The 14,666-nt window shown below is 71.0% G+C and carries 15 protein-coding genes and 2 pseudogenes; 4 read left to right on the top strand and 13 right to left on the bottom strand.

Annotated elements, in window-relative coordinates; genetic code table 11:
- Window positions 1–7 precede the first annotated feature (7 nt).
- Window positions 8–364, top strand: coding sequence for a 5-carboxymethyl-2-hydroxymuconate Delta-isomerase (locus ACZ7OO_RS08580; RefSeq protein WP_471502847.1), 357 nt, complete (start codon window positions 8–10; stop codon window positions 362–364).
- 138 nt (window positions 365–502) lie between these two features.
- Here the strand turns inward: ACZ7OO_RS08580 and ACZ7OO_RS08575 are convergent, their stop codons facing one another.
- From ACZ7OO_RS08575 to ACZ7OO_RS08560, 4 genes and pseudogenes are all read right to left on the bottom strand, one after another.
- A complete protein-coding gene (locus ACZ7OO_RS08575; RefSeq protein ID WP_471502845.1) occupies window positions 503–1,192 on the bottom strand; it encodes a TetR/AcrR family transcriptional regulator in 690 nt (229 codons plus the stop codon).
- Window positions 1,193–1,248: 56 nt separating this feature from the next.
- Window positions 1,249–1,374 (bottom strand): annotated as a pseudogene (locus ACZ7OO_RS08570) (PDR/VanB family oxidoreductase); the annotation flags it as partial.
- Window positions 1,374–1,550 (bottom strand): annotated as a pseudogene (locus ACZ7OO_RS08565) (metal-dependent hydrolase); the annotation flags it as partial. The pseudogenes ACZ7OO_RS08565 and ACZ7OO_RS08570, both read right to left, overlap by 1 nt.
- A gap of 79 nt (window positions 1,551–1,629) precedes the next feature.
- Window positions 1,630–3,558: a hypothetical protein gene (locus tag ACZ7OO_RS08560; RefSeq protein WP_471502843.1), complete on the bottom strand. Its 1,929-nt coding sequence runs from the start codon at window positions 3,556–3,558 to the stop codon at window positions 1,630–1,632.
- 159 nt (window positions 3,559–3,717) lie between these two features.
- On the opposite strand from ACZ7OO_RS08560, the gene ACZ7OO_RS08555 reads away from it, so the two are divergent.
- The gene (locus ACZ7OO_RS08555; RefSeq protein WP_471502841.1) at window positions 3,718–4,125 is read left to right on the top strand and encodes a hypothetical protein; all 408 of its coding nucleotides are present in this window, start codon (window positions 3,718–3,720) and stop codon (window positions 4,123–4,125) included.
- An 80-nt stretch (window positions 4,126–4,205) separates the two neighbouring features.
- Here the strand turns inward: ACZ7OO_RS08555 and ACZ7OO_RS08550 are convergent, their stop codons facing one another.
- From ACZ7OO_RS08550 to ACZ7OO_RS08510, 9 genes are all read right to left on the bottom strand, one after another.
- A complete protein-coding gene (locus tag ACZ7OO_RS08550) occupies window positions 4,206–5,756 on the bottom strand; it encodes a DUF1996 domain-containing protein (RefSeq protein ID WP_471502839.1) in 1,551 nt (516 codons plus the stop codon).
- Between the two features lie 173 nt (window positions 5,757–5,929).
- A complete protein-coding gene (locus ACZ7OO_RS08545; RefSeq protein WP_471502837.1) occupies window positions 5,930–6,580 on the bottom strand; it encodes a response regulator transcription factor in 651 nt (216 codons plus the stop codon).
- Entirely contained in the window at window positions 6,565–7,830 is a 1,266-nt protein-coding gene (locus ACZ7OO_RS08540) for a sensor histidine kinase (protein ID WP_471502835.1), read from the bottom strand. The genes ACZ7OO_RS08545 and ACZ7OO_RS08540 overlap by 16 nt, the downstream gene beginning before the upstream one ends.
- Before the next feature lie 173 nt (window positions 7,831–8,003).
- Window positions 8,004–9,014: an NAD-dependent epimerase/dehydratase family protein gene (locus ACZ7OO_RS08535; RefSeq protein ID WP_471502833.1), complete on the bottom strand. Its 1,011-nt coding sequence runs from the start codon at window positions 9,012–9,014 to the stop codon at window positions 8,004–8,006.
- Between the two features lie 65 nt (window positions 9,015–9,079).
- A complete protein-coding gene (locus ACZ7OO_RS08530) occupies window positions 9,080–9,661 on the bottom strand; it encodes a winged helix-turn-helix domain-containing protein (protein ID WP_471502831.1) in 582 nt (193 codons plus the stop codon).
- Between the two features lie 328 nt (window positions 9,662–9,989).
- The gene (locus tag ACZ7OO_RS08525; protein WP_471502829.1) at window positions 9,990–10,928 is read right to left on the bottom strand and encodes a DUF6891 domain-containing protein; all 939 of its coding nucleotides are present in this window, start codon (window positions 10,926–10,928) and stop codon (window positions 9,990–9,992) included.
- 79 nt (window positions 10,929–11,007) lie between these two features.
- Window positions 11,008–12,039, bottom strand: a complete 1,032-nt coding sequence (gene glnII, locus ACZ7OO_RS08520; protein WP_351732103.1) for a glutamine synthetase — start codon at window positions 12,037–12,039, stop codon at window positions 11,008–11,010.
- A gap of 284 nt (window positions 12,040–12,323) precedes the next feature.
- Entirely contained in the window at window positions 12,324–13,043 is a 720-nt protein-coding gene (locus tag ACZ7OO_RS08515) for a hypothetical protein (protein WP_471502826.1), read from the bottom strand.
- Between the two features lie 130 nt (window positions 13,044–13,173).
- Window positions 13,174–13,542 carry an arsenate reductase family protein gene (locus tag ACZ7OO_RS08510; RefSeq protein WP_471502824.1) on the bottom strand — a complete coding sequence of 123 codons (369 nt, stop codon included), beginning with the start codon at window positions 13,540–13,542 and terminating at the stop codon, window positions 13,174–13,176.
- A gap of 230 nt (window positions 13,543–13,772) precedes the next feature.
- On the opposite strand from ACZ7OO_RS08510, the gene ACZ7OO_RS08505 reads away from it, so the two are divergent.
- Together ACZ7OO_RS08505 and ACZ7OO_RS08500 are read left to right on the top strand one after the other, a co-directional pair.
- Window positions 13,773–14,087: a hypothetical protein gene (locus ACZ7OO_RS08505; protein ID WP_471502822.1), complete on the top strand. Its 315-nt coding sequence runs from the start codon at window positions 13,773–13,775 to the stop codon at window positions 14,085–14,087.
- Between the two features lie 164 nt (window positions 14,088–14,251).
- Complete coding sequence (locus tag ACZ7OO_RS08500; RefSeq protein WP_471502820.1) at window positions 14,252–14,563, top strand: hypothetical protein; 312 nt, start codon at window positions 14,252–14,254, stop codon at window positions 14,561–14,563.
- The last annotated feature ends 103 nt before the right edge of the window (window positions 14,564–14,666 follow it).

The following is a 14,666-nucleotide window of genomic DNA, read 5'->3' as shown; positions in this document are numbered from 1 at the left end:
AGGGCCCATGCCGCAGATCACCGTCGACTACTCCGCCGCCGCGGACGGCGTCTTCGACCGGGAGGGCTTCGCCAGGGCCCTGCACACCGCCGTGGTCGAGATCGCGGCCGCCAAGCCCGAGGCCTGCAAGACGCTGTTCCGCGCCGCCGACCGCACGGCGTACGGCTACGACCAGGAGGGTGCGCACGTCGTCGTGCACATCACCTTCGGTCTGCTCGCCGGCCGCACCGACGAGACGAAGGCCAGGCTGACCGAGACGGCCCTGGAACTGCTGCGCGAACACCTCAAGCCCGAGGGCTTCGTCCTGCACGCCTCGGCGGAGGTCCGGGACCTGGACCCGTCGTACCGGAAGTACGAGGGCTGAGCGCTTCACTGTAAGCGCCGTGATGTGCCGTCGTTCGGCTGCGGCGCCGTCCTGGCTGCTCGCGCACCCGCGGCGGAACCGCATGTTGATGCAGCCCCGCGCCCCTTTGGGGCGCTACCGAACCGCAGCCGACTTCGCTCAGCCCGCCAACGCGAGCAGCCGGACGGCGAGGTCCGCGAACGGGCCGTCGCCCGGCTCGTCCTTGACCATCCGCTTCAGCAGGGCGCTCATCTCCTCGTCGTGGGCGGCGCTGACGGCGGCCAGCGCCGCGAAGTCGTGGACGAGCTGGATCTCCAGTTCGGCGCGGGGGATGCGCCGACCGTCCAGCCAGATCAGCGCGGTCGACTCGGCGAGGGAGATCCAGGAGCGGATGACCAGTTCCAGTCGGGCCGGTGCCTCGCTGACGTCGAGGTGCGCGAGGATCTGCTCGTACGCGGCCTGCCGCACGGAGTCGATGAGCGCGTTGGTCGCGGACGAGCCGACCGCCGGGCCGCCGCGCATCAACGCGGCGAAACCGGGCCCGTGTTCGTCGACGAAGTCGAAGAAGCGGCGCATCACCCGCAGCAGCCGCGCCCCGAGCGGACCTTCCTGCGGCTCGGCGAAGCGGCCCGCGAGATCTTCCGAGGCACGCTTCAACGCGGCCTCGTACAGGCTGAGTTTGCCGGGGAAGTAGTGGTAGACGAGCGGCCGCGAGATGCCCGCGGCCGACGCTATCTCGTCTATGGAGACCTCGTCGGGCGAGCGACGGCTGAACAGTTCGAGGGCGACGCCGATCAACTGCTGCCGCCGCTCCTCGACTCCCAATCTGCGGCGTACCCCGGTACTCATACGAACACCTTACCGATCGGATCCGGCCTCCAACGGACATGACCCGTCGTGGGTGTTCACAGATCCAGCACAAGTCTCCCACCGCGTGCCCGGGATACACAGATCAGCATCGAGTCGGCACGCTCCGCGTTCGTCAGCAGCTCGTCCCGGTGCTCCACCTCCCCGGCCAGCACCCGCTGCCGTGCACGAACCAGCGTTCACCGGCGGGCGGCAGCAGATGCAGCACATTGATGGTGTGCGTGGCGAGCGGATCGCCGGGCACCCAGTGCAGCGGGGTGTCCTGCCAGGCGAAGGACACATTGCGGGCCGTGAGCGCTGTGTGCTCGGACTCCACCGGTTGCGGCTGCTTGTTGGACATGGCGTCAATGTACTGACGGGTAGCCGACCTGAGAAGGCCCGTGGCAGAGCTTGTTTACGGATGTGTCAGCAAGGGGTTCTCACCGTAGCCCGCTGATCCCGCTGCCGTCCTCCAGCGTGCCCTTCAGGTCGGCCTGCGCCCCCTGCTTCGCCCTGGCCGCCAGCAGCGTCCCCTGGGCCGACGCGGTGACCCCGCCGGTCGCCCGGATCGACGAGGTGTCACGGCTGCCCGCGGCCAGCAGGTACCACTGCCCGGCCCCGGACTTCCACAACACCCCGGCCAGCACATGCGGATCACGCGGACCGCACGCCGTCACATCGGACCCCTTCGCCGCCACCGCCCCGTACTGGCCGCCCGGGGTGCGGAACTGGGCCAGCGACACCGTGCCGTCGCCCCGCCAGGTCTCCGCGCGTGTGCACACCCACGACCCGGTGCCACCGGCGTCCGGCAGCGGCTGCTCCGCGAACGCCCAGGCGTTGACGCTGCGCACCCCGGCGGAGCGCTCCGCGGCCAGCGAGCAGGCGAACGGCGCCCAGTCGCGCAGCGCCTTCGCCCCCGAGGCCTCGTCGGTGTATCCCGGCTTGCCCGCGGTGAGCCGGGCCGGCACCAGCTCGCCCAGGTCGGTGGAGAGATGGGTGCCGTCCGCGTCGGTCAGCTGGAGCACGTTCCAGGACGTGCACGCCCCCTGCCGCAGGGCGGAGCCGGCCAGCGGCCCGGTCACCCCGTCGGTCAGCCCGAGGTCCATCGCCCCCGCGGTCGGTTTCACCAGGTCCCGCTCCGCCGCCTGGGTCACCCAAGGGGCCGTCAGATAGCGGACGTTGCCGTCGGAGCGGCCGAGGACCAGCGCCTCCGCCTCGACGCCGGTCGCGCCGTCGGCGCGGGCGAAGTCCAGGGCCGCGCCCTGGGTGCCGTCCTTCGGTTCGGCGTAGCGGGCGATGCGCAGACCGTCGTAGAAGATCACCACCCGGGCGCTGTCGACGACGCCCGCGTACAGCAGTTGGGGCGGTCCGGCCGGGCCGCCGGTCTGGGTACCGGGGGTCGCCGAGACACGGACGGTTTCGCCGGGGCGGGCCCAGACGGCGAGGGCGCGGCGCAGCAGCGCGGTGTCGCCGGTGAGGGCGCCGCGTGCGGGCCACACGGAGAAGTCGGTGCGGGCGGCGGTCTTCCAGGCGGTGGCCGGGGCCTTCGTCAGCTGGGCCGGGTCCAGAGCGGCCTGGGCGGCCGGGTTCTGCGCGTACACCGGGGCGGCCGCGCCGTCGGCGCCCCAGCCGCCGCCCGGCAGCGCGACCAGCGCCCCGCAGACCGCGAGCGCGGCAGCGGCGGCCAGCGCGGCCTTGGTGTGCTGGCGGCGCCGCATCAGATCGGTGGGCCGCGCCTGCAGGGAACAGGGGTCGAACTCGGGGGAGTCGAGCAGCGGGTACTCGGCCGGCACGCCGTTCGCCTCGGCGAGCGCGCCGTCCGGGTCCTCCACCCCGGCCGCCCGGAGGATCTTGCGGACGTCGGCGTCGGGGAGCTGCTCGAGACCGCGCAGGGCGTAGGCGGCCCGGGCCGGGCCGGACAGGGCGGCGAGGCGCTGGTCCAGGGCGAGTTCGTCGGCGCCGCCGGAGCGCGGGAAGAGCCGCAGGCCCCACACCTGGGGGAGCAGCGGCGGCAGCTGGGCCCGCTTGGGCCAGGCGGCCAGCTTGAGCGGCAGGGCCGCCTCCAGTGCCGTACGCACCACTTCGAGGCGGACCAGGGCGTACCCGGGGTCGGTGTTCCGTCCGGTGGACTGGGCCGGGATCACCGGGGCCTGGCTGCGGCCGCGGGGCAGCGCCCGCTGGACCAGGGAGTGCGCGGTCAGGACGCGGCGGCCCCGCGCCAGGCCCGGGGGCAGCACCAGATAGGCGAGCCGGACCAGCCGTGGATAGTGCTCGACGAGCGCGGCCTCGGCCTGCTCGACATCGACGGCCGGGCCCAGGGCTCCGGCGGAGGCGGCTGCGTGACGCTGGGCTACATCCTGTGGCTGCACGTCCTGAAGAACGAGCGACCCGTTGGTGGGTCACCGCCACTCGGGTGACCACGGCATCCTGGACCACTGTTCGATTTGAGCGCCCCGCGCCCCACAGCCGTATCGAAGGGGAGGGCCCCGAAGGCACCCCCAGGGCCAGCAATGCGACCGGAGGAACAGATGAGGTTGACCCGACCGATGCTCGCCGTGGCCGCAGCCACGGCCGTCCTGGCGCTGGCGGGCTGTGGATCCGGCGACGGCAGCGCGGAGGCCAAGATACCGGTCACCGCCACCGGCAGCCTGGAGAGCCTGGCCGCCAAGGTGAAGTGCACCCCGGACATGCAGATCGACTCCGACGAGGTCCGCCAGGCGATCTGCAAGAACACGGCCGGCAAGTTCGTCTTCGCCACCTTCGCCACCGACCGCGGCCAGCGCGAGTGGATCAACGACGCCAAGGACTACGGCGGTTTCTACCTCGTCGGCCGCAAGTGGGTCGCCGTCGGCGACGACAAGGTGGTCAAGTCCCTCCAGACCACGCTGGGCGGCGAGGAGGAGATCGGCACCGACCACAGCAAGCACACCAGCTGAACCTCCCGGCACACACCAGAAGGCGGGCGGTGGGAGATTCCCACCGCCCGCCTTCTCGCTGTCGGCCTGCTAGGTGTTGCTCACTGGCACTTGCGGCCGGTGTTGATGCAGTCGGCGATCTTCGCCGCCAGGTTGTTCTTGGTGACGCTGATGAAGTCGTCGTGGTCGGTCGCCGACTTGTGCAGCTGCTCCGGGAAACCGTCCACCGCGTAGGCGTTCTTCACCTGGCCGTTCTGGACGGTCGGCGGGGTGATCTTGTAGACCAGGCGCATCGTCAGCTGCGGAATGGCCTTGAAGCCGTTCGGGCAGACACCGCTCGCCGGGTCGGCGAAGGCCACGTGCGTTCGGTGGTTGGCGCTGTCGATGTTGACGCCGTCCCAGCAGCTCTGGAAGGCGAACGTCCGCACCACGTTGCTGCCCTGCGGGCAGATCGGGTACTGCTGGGTCAGCTGGACCTTGTTCTCGAAGCCGGTGCAGCTCCAGTGCGCGTTGGCGTTGGCCAGACCGTTGGTCGTGGTCTTGGCGTCACCGGTGATGATGCGCAGGAACTGCGGCATCGCGACGACCTTGGCGGCCGGGCTGCCGACGTACTTGATCTGCGCCGACTGCGGGGTCAGGATCTTGCCGACGTTGCCTTCCTTGCCACCGCCGAGCGCGTTCTGGTCGAAGTCCTGCGTGCCGTCCTGCACACGCACGACCGGCCAGTAGTACGACGACAGGTCGCTCTGGTTCTGGCAGGAGCTCGGCGCGGCCAGCATCGAGTCGTTGGTGGCGAACGCGTTGACCTTCTGGTTGCCGACGTAGTCGTGCAGGTGGTGCGCGCCGTTGGTCACGCCGGGCGCCACGATGACGTTGTCGGTGTTGTGGTTCTTGTTCGCGTTCACGCCGCAGCGCGTGGTGAAGCTACCGGTCGACGCGCTCTGCTGCTTCTGCGGCTTGGCCAGGACGTTCGGCGCGACCTTCGTGATGTCCACGAAGTCGGCCGCGACCGGGCCGTTGCCCGCCTGCCCGCCGATGTTGGCCGGGGCGCTGGCGCTGGCACTCGGGGCAGCCGTGGCCTGGCCGTTGTTCCCGTTGTTGTTCTGTCCGCCGTTGTTGTTCTGGCCGTTGTTGTTGTTCTGACCACCGCTGTTGTTGCCCCCGCCGGCGGTGGTCTGGTTGGCGGTCTGCGTGGTGCAGGCGGCGAGCTGGGCCAGCGCGCTGTCGAACGTCCCGCCGACCCGGGTGACGTCGATCCGGATCCGGTCGATCGTCGCCGCCCGCTTCTCCTTCAGGGGGCCGACGATCGCGTTCTGCACGAAGTTCGCGTCGTTGGCCTGGGCCTGGCGGGTGGAGGCGAGACGGGCGTAGGCCTCGGTGATCTGCTTGTCGAGTTTCGCCAGTTCCGCCGCCACCCCCATCTTGGCGTTGGCGGGCACGTTCGTCAGCTTCTGGCCGACGTCCGGGCAGGAGATCGTCGCGACCGAGGCAGCGGCGGCCTTCGTGTAGTTCTGGGCCGAGTTGTTCGACTCATGCGCCGAAGCATTCATCTGTGCCCAGAGCAGCCCGCCCCCGCCGAGCACTAGGGCCGCCGATGCGGCTATGGCCTTGGTGGCCAGCGGCGTACGGCGTTTGCGTGTGTTGCGTCCCATGGAACTCCTCTGACTTCCTTGGCGGGGCAGCATCGAGGCGCCCGACAGGAGTGAAGCGGCGTCCTTTCATACGCACCCCGCCTCAGACGTGTTCAGCTGCCTCACAAATTCATCAGAGATTTGTTACGCACTTGGGCCACAACTGCCGTTTGAGCAGGGCGATTTCTGGAAAATCAGCGGTCGCGGTCCAGATACGCGAGCACCGCCAGGACGCGCCGGTTGTCATCGTCCGACACCTCAAGTCCCAGTTTGGTGAAGATGTTGGAGGTGTGTTTGGCAATGGCCCGTTCCGTGACGACGAGCTGGGCGGCGATCGCCGCGTTCGACCGGCCCTGCGCCATCAGTTCCATGACCTCCAGCTCGCGTGCTGTCAGGTTGCCGAGCGGCCGGTCGTCCGCCCGCCGGGACAGCAACTGCTGAATCACCTGCGGGTCCATGGCCGTACCGCCCGCCGCGACCCGCCGTACCGCGTCCACGAACTGCTCCGCGTCGAACACCCGGTCCTTGAGCAGATACCCCACCCCGCCGCTGCCGTCGGCCAGCAGCTCCCGCGCGTACAGCTGTTCCACGTGCTGCGAGAGGACCAGCACCGGCAGCCCCGGCCGGTCCTGCCGCGCTCTGAGCGCGCACTGCAGCCCCTCGTCGGTGTGCGTGGGTGGCAGCCGTACGTCCACCACGGCCACGTCCGGTTCCAACTCGGCCAGCGCGCGGGTGAGTTCGGGGCCGGTCTCGACGGCGGCCGCGATCTCGAAGTCGTAGGCCTCCAGCAGCCGGACCAGCCCGTCGCGGAGCAGGAACAGATCCTCGGCTAGGACAACGCGCACGGAATCTCCATGGTGACCATGGTGGGGCCGCCCGCGGGGCTGCTGACGGCCAGGACGCCGTCGAATGTACCCAGCCGCCGCTCCACCCCGGCGAGCCCCGACCCCGCGCCGATCACCGCGCCGCCCCTGCCGTGGTCGGTGACCGAGATCCGCAGCATCCCTTCGGTGTGGTGCAGGTCCAGCCAGATCCGGTCGGCACCGGAGTGCTTGACCGCGTTGGTCAGCACCTCGCTCACCGCGAAGTACGCGGCCGACTCCACCGGCGCGTCCGCCCGGCCCGGCAGGTCCACGGCCACCTCCGTGGGCACCGGCAGCCGCAGCGCCAGCGCCCGTACGGCGTCCCCGAGGCCGCGCTCGGCCAGTACCGGCGGATGGATGCCCCGGACCAGGTCCCGCAGCTCCCCGAGGGCCTCCACGGACGCCTGCCGGGTTTGCACGAGCAACTGCTTCGCTTTCTCCGGGTTCTTGTCCAGGAGTATCTCGATCGTCCCGAGGTCCATGCCCATGGCGACCAGCCGGGCCTGCGCCCCGTCGTGCAGATCCCGCTCGATCCGGCGCAGCTCGGCCGCCGAGGCGTCCACGGCGTCCTTCCGGGTCTCGGTCAACACCCGTACCCGCTCGGTGAGTTCGCCCTGCCCCGGGTCGAGGACGGCACGGGTGAGCCGGAAGTGGACGGTCAGCAGGGCGGGGGCGTAGCGGAAGGCGGCGGCGAGGATGACGGCACCGAGCGCGGCCGCGGCGAACGCGGTGGCCTGCCCGGTGACCGGCACGAAGCCGTACCAGTAGCCGTCTCCGAGCACCCGCCACAGCCCGGCGGCCACCGCGAACCCCTCGAACGGATAGAACACGAGCACCGCCGGCAGCAGGGCGGTCACGAACCCGGCCGTCATGTCCACCAGCAGCCACAGCACGTCCCGCCCGACCTGCGGGTCCTGAAGCAGGCCGAGGGTGCGGGTCCAGGGGTTGGCGTCCGCCGGCACCGGCCGGTACGCCGACCGTATCCGCACCCCGCACCACTCGTGGGCGAGCCTCCGCCGCACATCCGCCACGTCCCGCACACCGCCCAGGACCCCCGGGGTCGTGAGAATGCCGAGGCCGCTCGGGATCAGCGCGACGGAGACCGCGGTCAGGACAAGACAGAGGATCGAGATCGCCGGCATCACCAGCGCCAGCACCAGCCCCCGCACGGCGGCGAGCACGACCTCCCGCGCCCTGGCACGGAAGTCCCCGCTGTTCGTGTTCGTCATCATGGCGTCAGTCTGTCCGACCGGACGCACGGCGGTCACTGGCCCGAAGCCCCATGTGAGGGGGTGGTGCTGCGTACACCCTGGGGGCTGTCGCGCCCCCTCGGGGGCGCGGGGCTGTGCCCGATATGCGGCTCCGCCGCGTGGGCGCGATCAACCCCCACCGGCCCGCAGATCGATCACGACCCTCCGGCCGAAAGGCCAAGCACTTTGGCCTCCACAGCCGGGTCCAGCCCCTTGACCGTACGGTCCGGCCGCAACGGCGCCTCGCCACCGATCTCCCGCAGCCACCCCCACGTGTCCGCCACGGTCTCCTCGGCCGACCGGCACATCAGCCCGGTACCCACCGCCCGCGACACATCCACGCGATGCACGCCGTCGTGCAACTCGCCCCCCGGCGGCACCCACACCGGCAGCTGAACCCACGGCTCGATCCCGGCGGCGAGGATCACCTCCGGTTCGGTCCAGCGGAGCTCCGCGTCCGAGCCCGTGACCCGCCGGCAGGCGTCCAGCAGCGCGCCCATCGTGGTGTGGCCGGGCGGGCCGACCAGGTTGTACGGCCCGGACAGGCCTTGCTCGACCGCGCCCAGGGTCCACTCGGCGAGGTCGCGGGCGTCCACGAACTGGACGGGCAGGTCGTACGGGCCCGGTGCCAGCACCGGGCCGCCCCGCGCGATCCGGGTCAGCCACCAGGGCAGCCGGCCGACGTTCTCGTACGGCCCGAGGATCAGCCCGGCCCGCACCAGCACCGAGCCGTCCGCGCCGAAGGACTCCACGGCGGCCAGCTCACCGCCCCGCTTGTCCTGCGGGTACTCGGTCTGCTCGGCGTCGGCCGCGGCCCCGGTCACCAGGGCCGCGGCCTCGGTGTAACCGGCCGGGCGGGGCCAGCCGTACACCGAGCAGCTCGACACATACACGTACCGTCCGGCGCGGTCCCGAAGCAGCCGCGCCGTCTCCCGCACGGCGCGGGGCGCCGCCGACCAGGTGTCGACGACCGCGTCCCATTCCGTGCCGCCGGCGAGTGCGGCGAGGCCGTCGGGCGCGGTGCGGTCGCCGTGCAGCGACCGCACGCCCGGCGGGGGCCGGTGGTGTCCCCGGTGGAAGACGGTCACCTCCCAGCCGCGCCCCAGCGCCGCCGTCACGACGGCCCGCCCGACGAACTCCGTACCACCCAGCACGAGAAGTCTCATGACGGTGATCGTGCCCGGAAGGCACGCCGGACGGAACATGACTCTGCCGAGGGCAGAGCGGCCCGTCAGCGGCCGGTCGGCGGCGTGTACTTGTAGCCGACCCGGCGGACCGTCTGGATCGCGCCCCGGTGCTCCGCGCCGAGCTTGCGGCGCAGCCGTGCCACATGGACGTCGACCGTGCGGCCGTCGCCGACATGGCCGTAGCCCCAGACCGTGGTGACCAGCTGGTCGCGGGTGTGCACCCGGTTCGGGTGCGCGACCAGATGGGCGAGAAGCTCGAACTCCAGGTAGGTGAGGTCGAGTTCACGGCCGTCGACCTGGGCGGTGCGCTGTACGGAGTCGACGGTGACGAGCGGCCGGGTGCCGCTGGCGGCCGGCTCGTCGGTCGTCTCCTGTGCGTCCGGTACGGCGACGGGCAGGAACGGCGGGCGCTGGTCCGCCGGGACCAGCACCAGGTAGCCGATCATCGGCGGCTGGCCCGGCAGGGTGGGCAGGGTGTGCTGCGGGGCGGGCAGCCAGGTGGCGCCCGGCGGCAGGAAGTCCGTCATGTCCACCACCTCGTCCCGGTCGACGGCACGCAGCCGGTGCCGGGCGGGAGAGGAGGCGGGGAGGGCGGAGGCGGGGGTGAGAGAACGAGTGGTCGCCATGAGACGTCAGCTCTTTCGCGCGAGGAGTTCGTCGGTGGGGACGACGGCCGCGATTCGTGGTCGGGCGCGCCGGGGACGTTCTGCGTTTCGCGCTGGCCGAAGGCCGGGTGTACGGCTTTAGAGGGCCCGCGCGTTCATCGCGCGGCAACACACCCGGTCGAAGTCGTGGTGCTGACGGGAAGGCCAGAAGGGCTCGAGGTCATGGCGACCCGTCGCGGTGTACTTCTGGTAGCTGACCATGCGCCCATTGAAGCAGACACAGCCCGGAAACAGGACCCTCCTCTCACTGCTTGGACGCGTTTCCGGCGGAACGCCGACGCCGGCCGACTCATCCCACCAGGCGTTTGTGCCAGGTCAGCGGTGTGAGCTCGATCGCCTTGTCCGGATTGCCGTCCCACACCGCGGACAGCCCGGCGGCGGTGAGGGCGGCGACCACCTCGCGGCCGACGGCCGTGGTGGTCCCGGCGGAGCCGTCGAAGCCGCCGTAGTAGAGGCTCAGACCATGACCCTCGGCCGCGGAGCGGGTGCCCTGGTGGTGGAAGAAGACGAAGCCCCGGGTCCCGCCGGCGTCCTCGGCCTCGGCGCCGATCTCGGCCATGCCGCAGGAGCGGCAGCAGGCGAAGTCCTCGCGGGCGACGACGCCTTCGCGCTCCAGGGCGGCGAACGCCCGCGTCAGCCGGTCCGGGTCGGTGAGCCCGGCCCACGCCCGCTGTGACCCCACCCGCGCCACCCAGAGCCGCTCCACGACCTCCCGCGCCTGGGCCGGGGAGACCGGCGCGGTGCCGTCCGGGTCACAGTCCACCATCAGGTCCACGGTTTCCTGGACGAGCCGGTCGATCCCCAGGTAGCCGTCCCGGAGCAGGGCGCGCACCTGGTCCTCGACGCGGGCCGCCACCTCGGGTGCGAGGGCCGGTACCTCCTCGCGCGGCGGCACCGGGACCGGTTCCCAGGCGATGCCCGCGTCCCAGCCGTCGTCCTCCCGAACCCAGCCGGCCAGCAGGTCCGCCACCCGGTCCGGATCCGTGAGGGTCGTACCGGAGAACTCGTCCGCGCCGCGCCGGTGTTCGAGGCGGTGGTCGCCGCCCTCCTCGTGCCACACCTGCGCGAACACCTTCGGCAGGTCGGGGATGCGCTGCGCGATCAGGAAGCGGTTCCCGGCCGCGCCGAGCCCGCGGACGGCCTCCCGCAGCTCGTCCGGCGAAGTCCACATGTACGTCTGCCCGTTCTCCGTCCAGGCCTTGACGGCGAGCACCTCGTCGATCTCCATGCGCCCACCATGGCACGCGCCACCGACAACGAAGGGGCGCCCACCGTGACGGTGGACGCCCCTTCGGGGAACTCGCGGATCAGACCTGGCCGGCCTTGTCCAGGGCGGTGCAGCAGGTGTCGACGATCAGCCGGGTCACCAGGTACGGGTCGACGTTGGCGTTCGGGCGGCGGTCCTCGATGTAGCCCTTGCCGTCCTTCTCGACCTGCCAGGGGATACGGACCGAGGCACCGCGGTTGGAGACGCCGTAGGAGTACTCGTTCCACGGGGCGGTCTCGTGCAGACCGGTCAGGCGGTCGTCGATGCCGGCGCCGTAGTTCTTGACGTGGTCGAGCGGCTTGGAGCCCTCGCCGAGCGACTCGCACGCGGTGATGATCGCGTCGTAGCCCTCGCGCATGGCCTTGGTGGAGAAGTTGGTGTGCGCGCCCGCGCCGTTCCAGTCGCCCTTGACCGGCTTGGGGTCGAGGGTCGCCGAGACACCGAAGTCCTCGGCGGTGCGGTAGAGCAGCCAGCGGGCCACCCACAGGTGGTCGGAGACCTCCAGCGGGGAGACCGGGCCGACCTGGAACTCCCACTGGCCGGGCATGACCTCGGCGTTGATGCCGGAGATGGCCAGACCCGCCTTGAGGCAGTTGTCCAGGTGCGCCTCGACGATCTCGCGGCCGAAGATCTCGTCGGCGCCGACACCGCAGTAGTAGCCGCCCTGGGGGGCCGGGAAGCCACCCTCGGGGAAGCCCAGCGGACGGGCGCCGTCGAAGAAGGTGTACTCCTGCTCGATGCCGAAGATCGGTTCCTGTGCGGCGAACTTCTCCGCGACCTCGACCAGCGCGGCCCGCGTGTTGGAGGAGTGCGGGGTGAAGTCGATGTCCAGGACCTCGCACAGGACGAGTACGTCGTCGCCGCCGCGGATCGGGTCCGGGCAGGTGAAGACCGGCTTCAGCACACGGTCCGAGGAGTGCCCCTCGGCCTGGTTCGTGGAGGACCCGTCGAAGCCCCAGATCGGCAGCGCGTCGAGACCGGCGGGGGCGCCCGCGATGATCTTCGTCTTCGAACGCAGCTTGGCCGTCGGCTCGGTGCCGTCGATCCAGATGTACTCAGCCTTGAAGGTCACGGGCCACATCCTTCGGGGTGGGTCGGGCGCACTTGCGGGTGCAGTGGCGCTACGGCACTGGGGCGCCTCGGTGTTGCCCGGCAGCCTGTCAACAGGCGATTTCCCGATCATTGCTCGAATGTGAACCCGGTGTTACCTGGCGGTTCTGTGGTGCGACTCACGTTGTGCGAGGCGGGTGGGCGGGGTACTGAGCCCATTTCGGGCGCTGTGCGCGGCCTGCGCGCGGCGGCCGCCGGCTTTCCCTCCGTGAAAGCCGGCGGCCGAGCCGCAGCCCGTCTCGTCGATCAGCCGACCTTCTGGATCAGGGCCCGGCGGATCAGGAACTTGCCGGGTTCCCGGACCTGTTCGAAGGCGGCGTTGTTGAGCAGCACACAACTGCCGGACACCGAGGTGACCTTCACCGTCGTCGATTTGTTGTTGTCCAGGTTGGTGACCTTCAGCGTGGTTCCCGCCGGGAACTGGTTGCTGGAGGCGGCCGGGGCACCGGCCTCGCCGGACAGTGTGACGGTCGAGCCGTTGCAGACCTGCTGGCCCGCGGCGGCGGCACCGCCTCCGGTGTTCCCGGTGGCCGCGCTCTGCGAAGGCGTCGCCGTGGCCGTCTGCCCGCCGGTCTGGCCGGTCTGGCCCGTCTGGCCGGTCTGGCCCGTCTGCGCACCGCTCGCCGCCTGGGAGCCCTGAGCCGACTCCCCAACGACGCAACCGGACGCCTTCTGCTGGACCTTGATCTGCGCGACCACCGCTTCGCGGTTGGTGATCCGGGCCGCCGACTGGGCGTCCGGGTTCGCCTTCTGGTCCGCGATGAACTTCTCGTTGTTGCCGAGGGCGGTGGCCAGCCCCTGGCAGACCGTCGAGTCCGCGGCCGACGACAGCGTCTTCGCGTTCTGCGGGGTCTGCGCGGCGTTCGAGGTGGACGCCAGGGCGAAGGCCCCGCCGCCCGCCACCGCGGCGGCGCTGACGAGCAGCGCGATCTTCTTCCTGGCGCTGACAGTTCTCCTACGCGACATGCGCGCCTCCTGAGAGGGGTGGGGGAGCGTACGCCGCTATGTACGAGATACCGAACGGAGTTACTCAGTGGTTACAGGAGTCACTGAAGTAACCTGCGTCACATGGGAGTTGAGGATCGCTCATCTCCTTTCACCTCTTGCCCCTGGCCAGCGCTTCCCGGACGGCCTCGTCGGTACGGGCGACCAGCGCCGTCCCGTCGTCCGCGGTGATGATCGGCCGCTGGATGAGCCTCGGATGCTCGGCGAGGGCCGTGATCCAGCGCTCGCGTGCCGCCTCGTCCCGCGCCCACTCCTTCAGCCCCAGTTCCTTCGCCGCCGCCTCCTGGGTGCGGGCGACGTCCCAGGGCTCGAGCCCGAGCCGCTCCAGTACGTCCCTGATCTCGCCCTCACTCGGCACGTCCTCCAGATAGCGGCGGACGGTGTAGTCGGCCCCCTCGGCGTCGAGCAGGCCGATCGCGGTACGGCACTTCGAGCAGGCCGGGTTGATCCAGATCTCCATACCGGACACGGTAGCCGCCGAGGCTCCGCGACCGGCGTTGTTCGAATTTGCGCGACCCCATGCGCCCCATCCGAAACCGCAGAAACGGAACCCCAATTCCCCTCTTCACCTGGTGCTTTGACGGATCGTCCAGGCCCCCGATTGTCAGTGGCGGCCGGTACACTGGAAGCAGTGTTCGAGAGAGTCGCCGGGGTGTCCGGAGGCCCTCAGCCCGCGACAGGAGGATGCCTGTGCCCGCTGCCGCACTGAAGCCGAAGCCGTTGCCGACCCAGTCCACCGCGAAGCGTGCCGTCCTTTTCGACTCGCCCTACGCGCCGGCGGAGAAGCGCCCGCTGCCGTCCGGGCGGCCACGCGAGTGGTACGTCACGCACAACCGCCGCCTCAAGGCCATGCGCCTCGCCATCGCCCTGCTCGACTCCGGCGTCTACCTGCCCGACCAGGCGCGCAACGAGACGATCCGGAGCACGGCGGAGAGCATCGGTGTCCACCCGCCGTCGGACACGACCTGCCACATGGTGCGGGCACTGATGCGATATTCGCGGTGAGCCGGTGGCGCCGGGTGCCCTGTGTCCGACACGGCCCCCGGCGCCTTCTCGCCACGGTGCCCCACGTCACCCGTTCGCTGGCCCCCGCATGCGGGCCTCCCCTCGTGCGCCGTTCACTGCGATCAGGAGGACGGAGGGAGCAGTCGACAGAGGGGAGCAGCCGTATGACCACACCCGCCGAGCGTGCCGCTCGCGGCAAGAGTTCGAAGCGGGTGAAGCGGGCGCGGGCGGCGAGGGCGTCCTCGACGGCCTCGGTCACGGCCGGTGGGATCACCGCGTCCGTGCCCGGGACCGCGAGCACCGCGCGGCCCTCGTACGCCCGCAACACCTCCAGTGCGGGTGACCTGTGCCAGGCGTCCGGGGTGCGGATGATCTCCGTGAAACGTCCGGTCCCGTCATCGAAGGCCACGTCCCACGCCTCCGGCGGATACACCGCCGGTGCGCACAGGCCGATCGCCGACACGCGCTCGCCGTAGTGCCGTACGAGATCCGTGACTGTCTGGCCGCTCATGCTGAAGCCGACCAGGATCAGGGGGCTGTCCGGCGGCACATGTGCGTCGATCACCGCCGTCGCCTGCT

The sequence above is a fragment of the Streptomyces sp. NPDC111744 genome, from assembly GCF_055634995.1.
The sequence above is the reverse complement of the archived record's forward strand: the minus strand, read 5'-3'. Positions and strand labels throughout refer to the sequence as shown.

Coding starts and splice junctions, on each gene's coding strand:
- ACZ7OO_RS08580 (WP_471502847.1), top strand. CDS start 8: ATGCCGCAGATCACCGTCGACTACTCCGCCGCCGCGGACGGCGTCTTC.
- ACZ7OO_RS08575 (WP_471502845.1), bottom strand. CDS start 1,192: ATGAGTACCGGGGTACGCCGCAGATTGGGAGTCGAGGAGCGGCGGCAG.
- ACZ7OO_RS08555 (WP_471502841.1), top strand. CDS start 3,718: ATGAGGTTGACCCGACCGATGCTCGCCGTGGCCGCAGCCACGGCCGTC.
- ACZ7OO_RS08550 (WP_471502839.1), bottom strand. CDS start 5,756: ATGGGACGCAACACACGCAAACGCCGTACGCCGCTGGCCACCAAGGCC.
- ACZ7OO_RS08540 (WP_471502835.1), bottom strand. CDS start 7,830: ATGATGACGAACACGAACAGCGGGGACTTCCGTGCCAGGGCGCGGGAG.
- ACZ7OO_RS08535 (WP_471502833.1), bottom strand. CDS start 9,014: ATGAGACTTCTCGTGCTGGGTGGTACGGAGTTCGTCGGGCGGGCCGTC.
- ACZ7OO_RS08530 (WP_471502831.1), bottom strand. CDS start 9,661: ATGGCGACCACTCGTTCTCTCACCCCCGCCTCCGCCCTCCCCGCCTCC.
- ACZ7OO_RS08525 (WP_471502829.1), bottom strand. CDS start 10,928: ATGGAGATCGACGAGGTGCTCGCCGTCAAGGCCTGGACGGAGAACGGG.
- ACZ7OO_RS08515 (WP_471502826.1), bottom strand. CDS start 13,043: ATGTCGCGTAGGAGAACTGTCAGCGCCAGGAAGAAGATCGCGCTGCTC.
- ACZ7OO_RS08510 (WP_471502824.1), bottom strand. CDS start 13,542: ATGGAGATCTGGATCAACCCGGCCTGCTCGAAGTGCCGTACCGCGATC.
- ACZ7OO_RS08500 (WP_471502820.1), top strand. CDS start 14,252: ATGACCACACCCGCCGAGCGTGCCGCTCGCGGCAAGAGTTCGAAGCGG.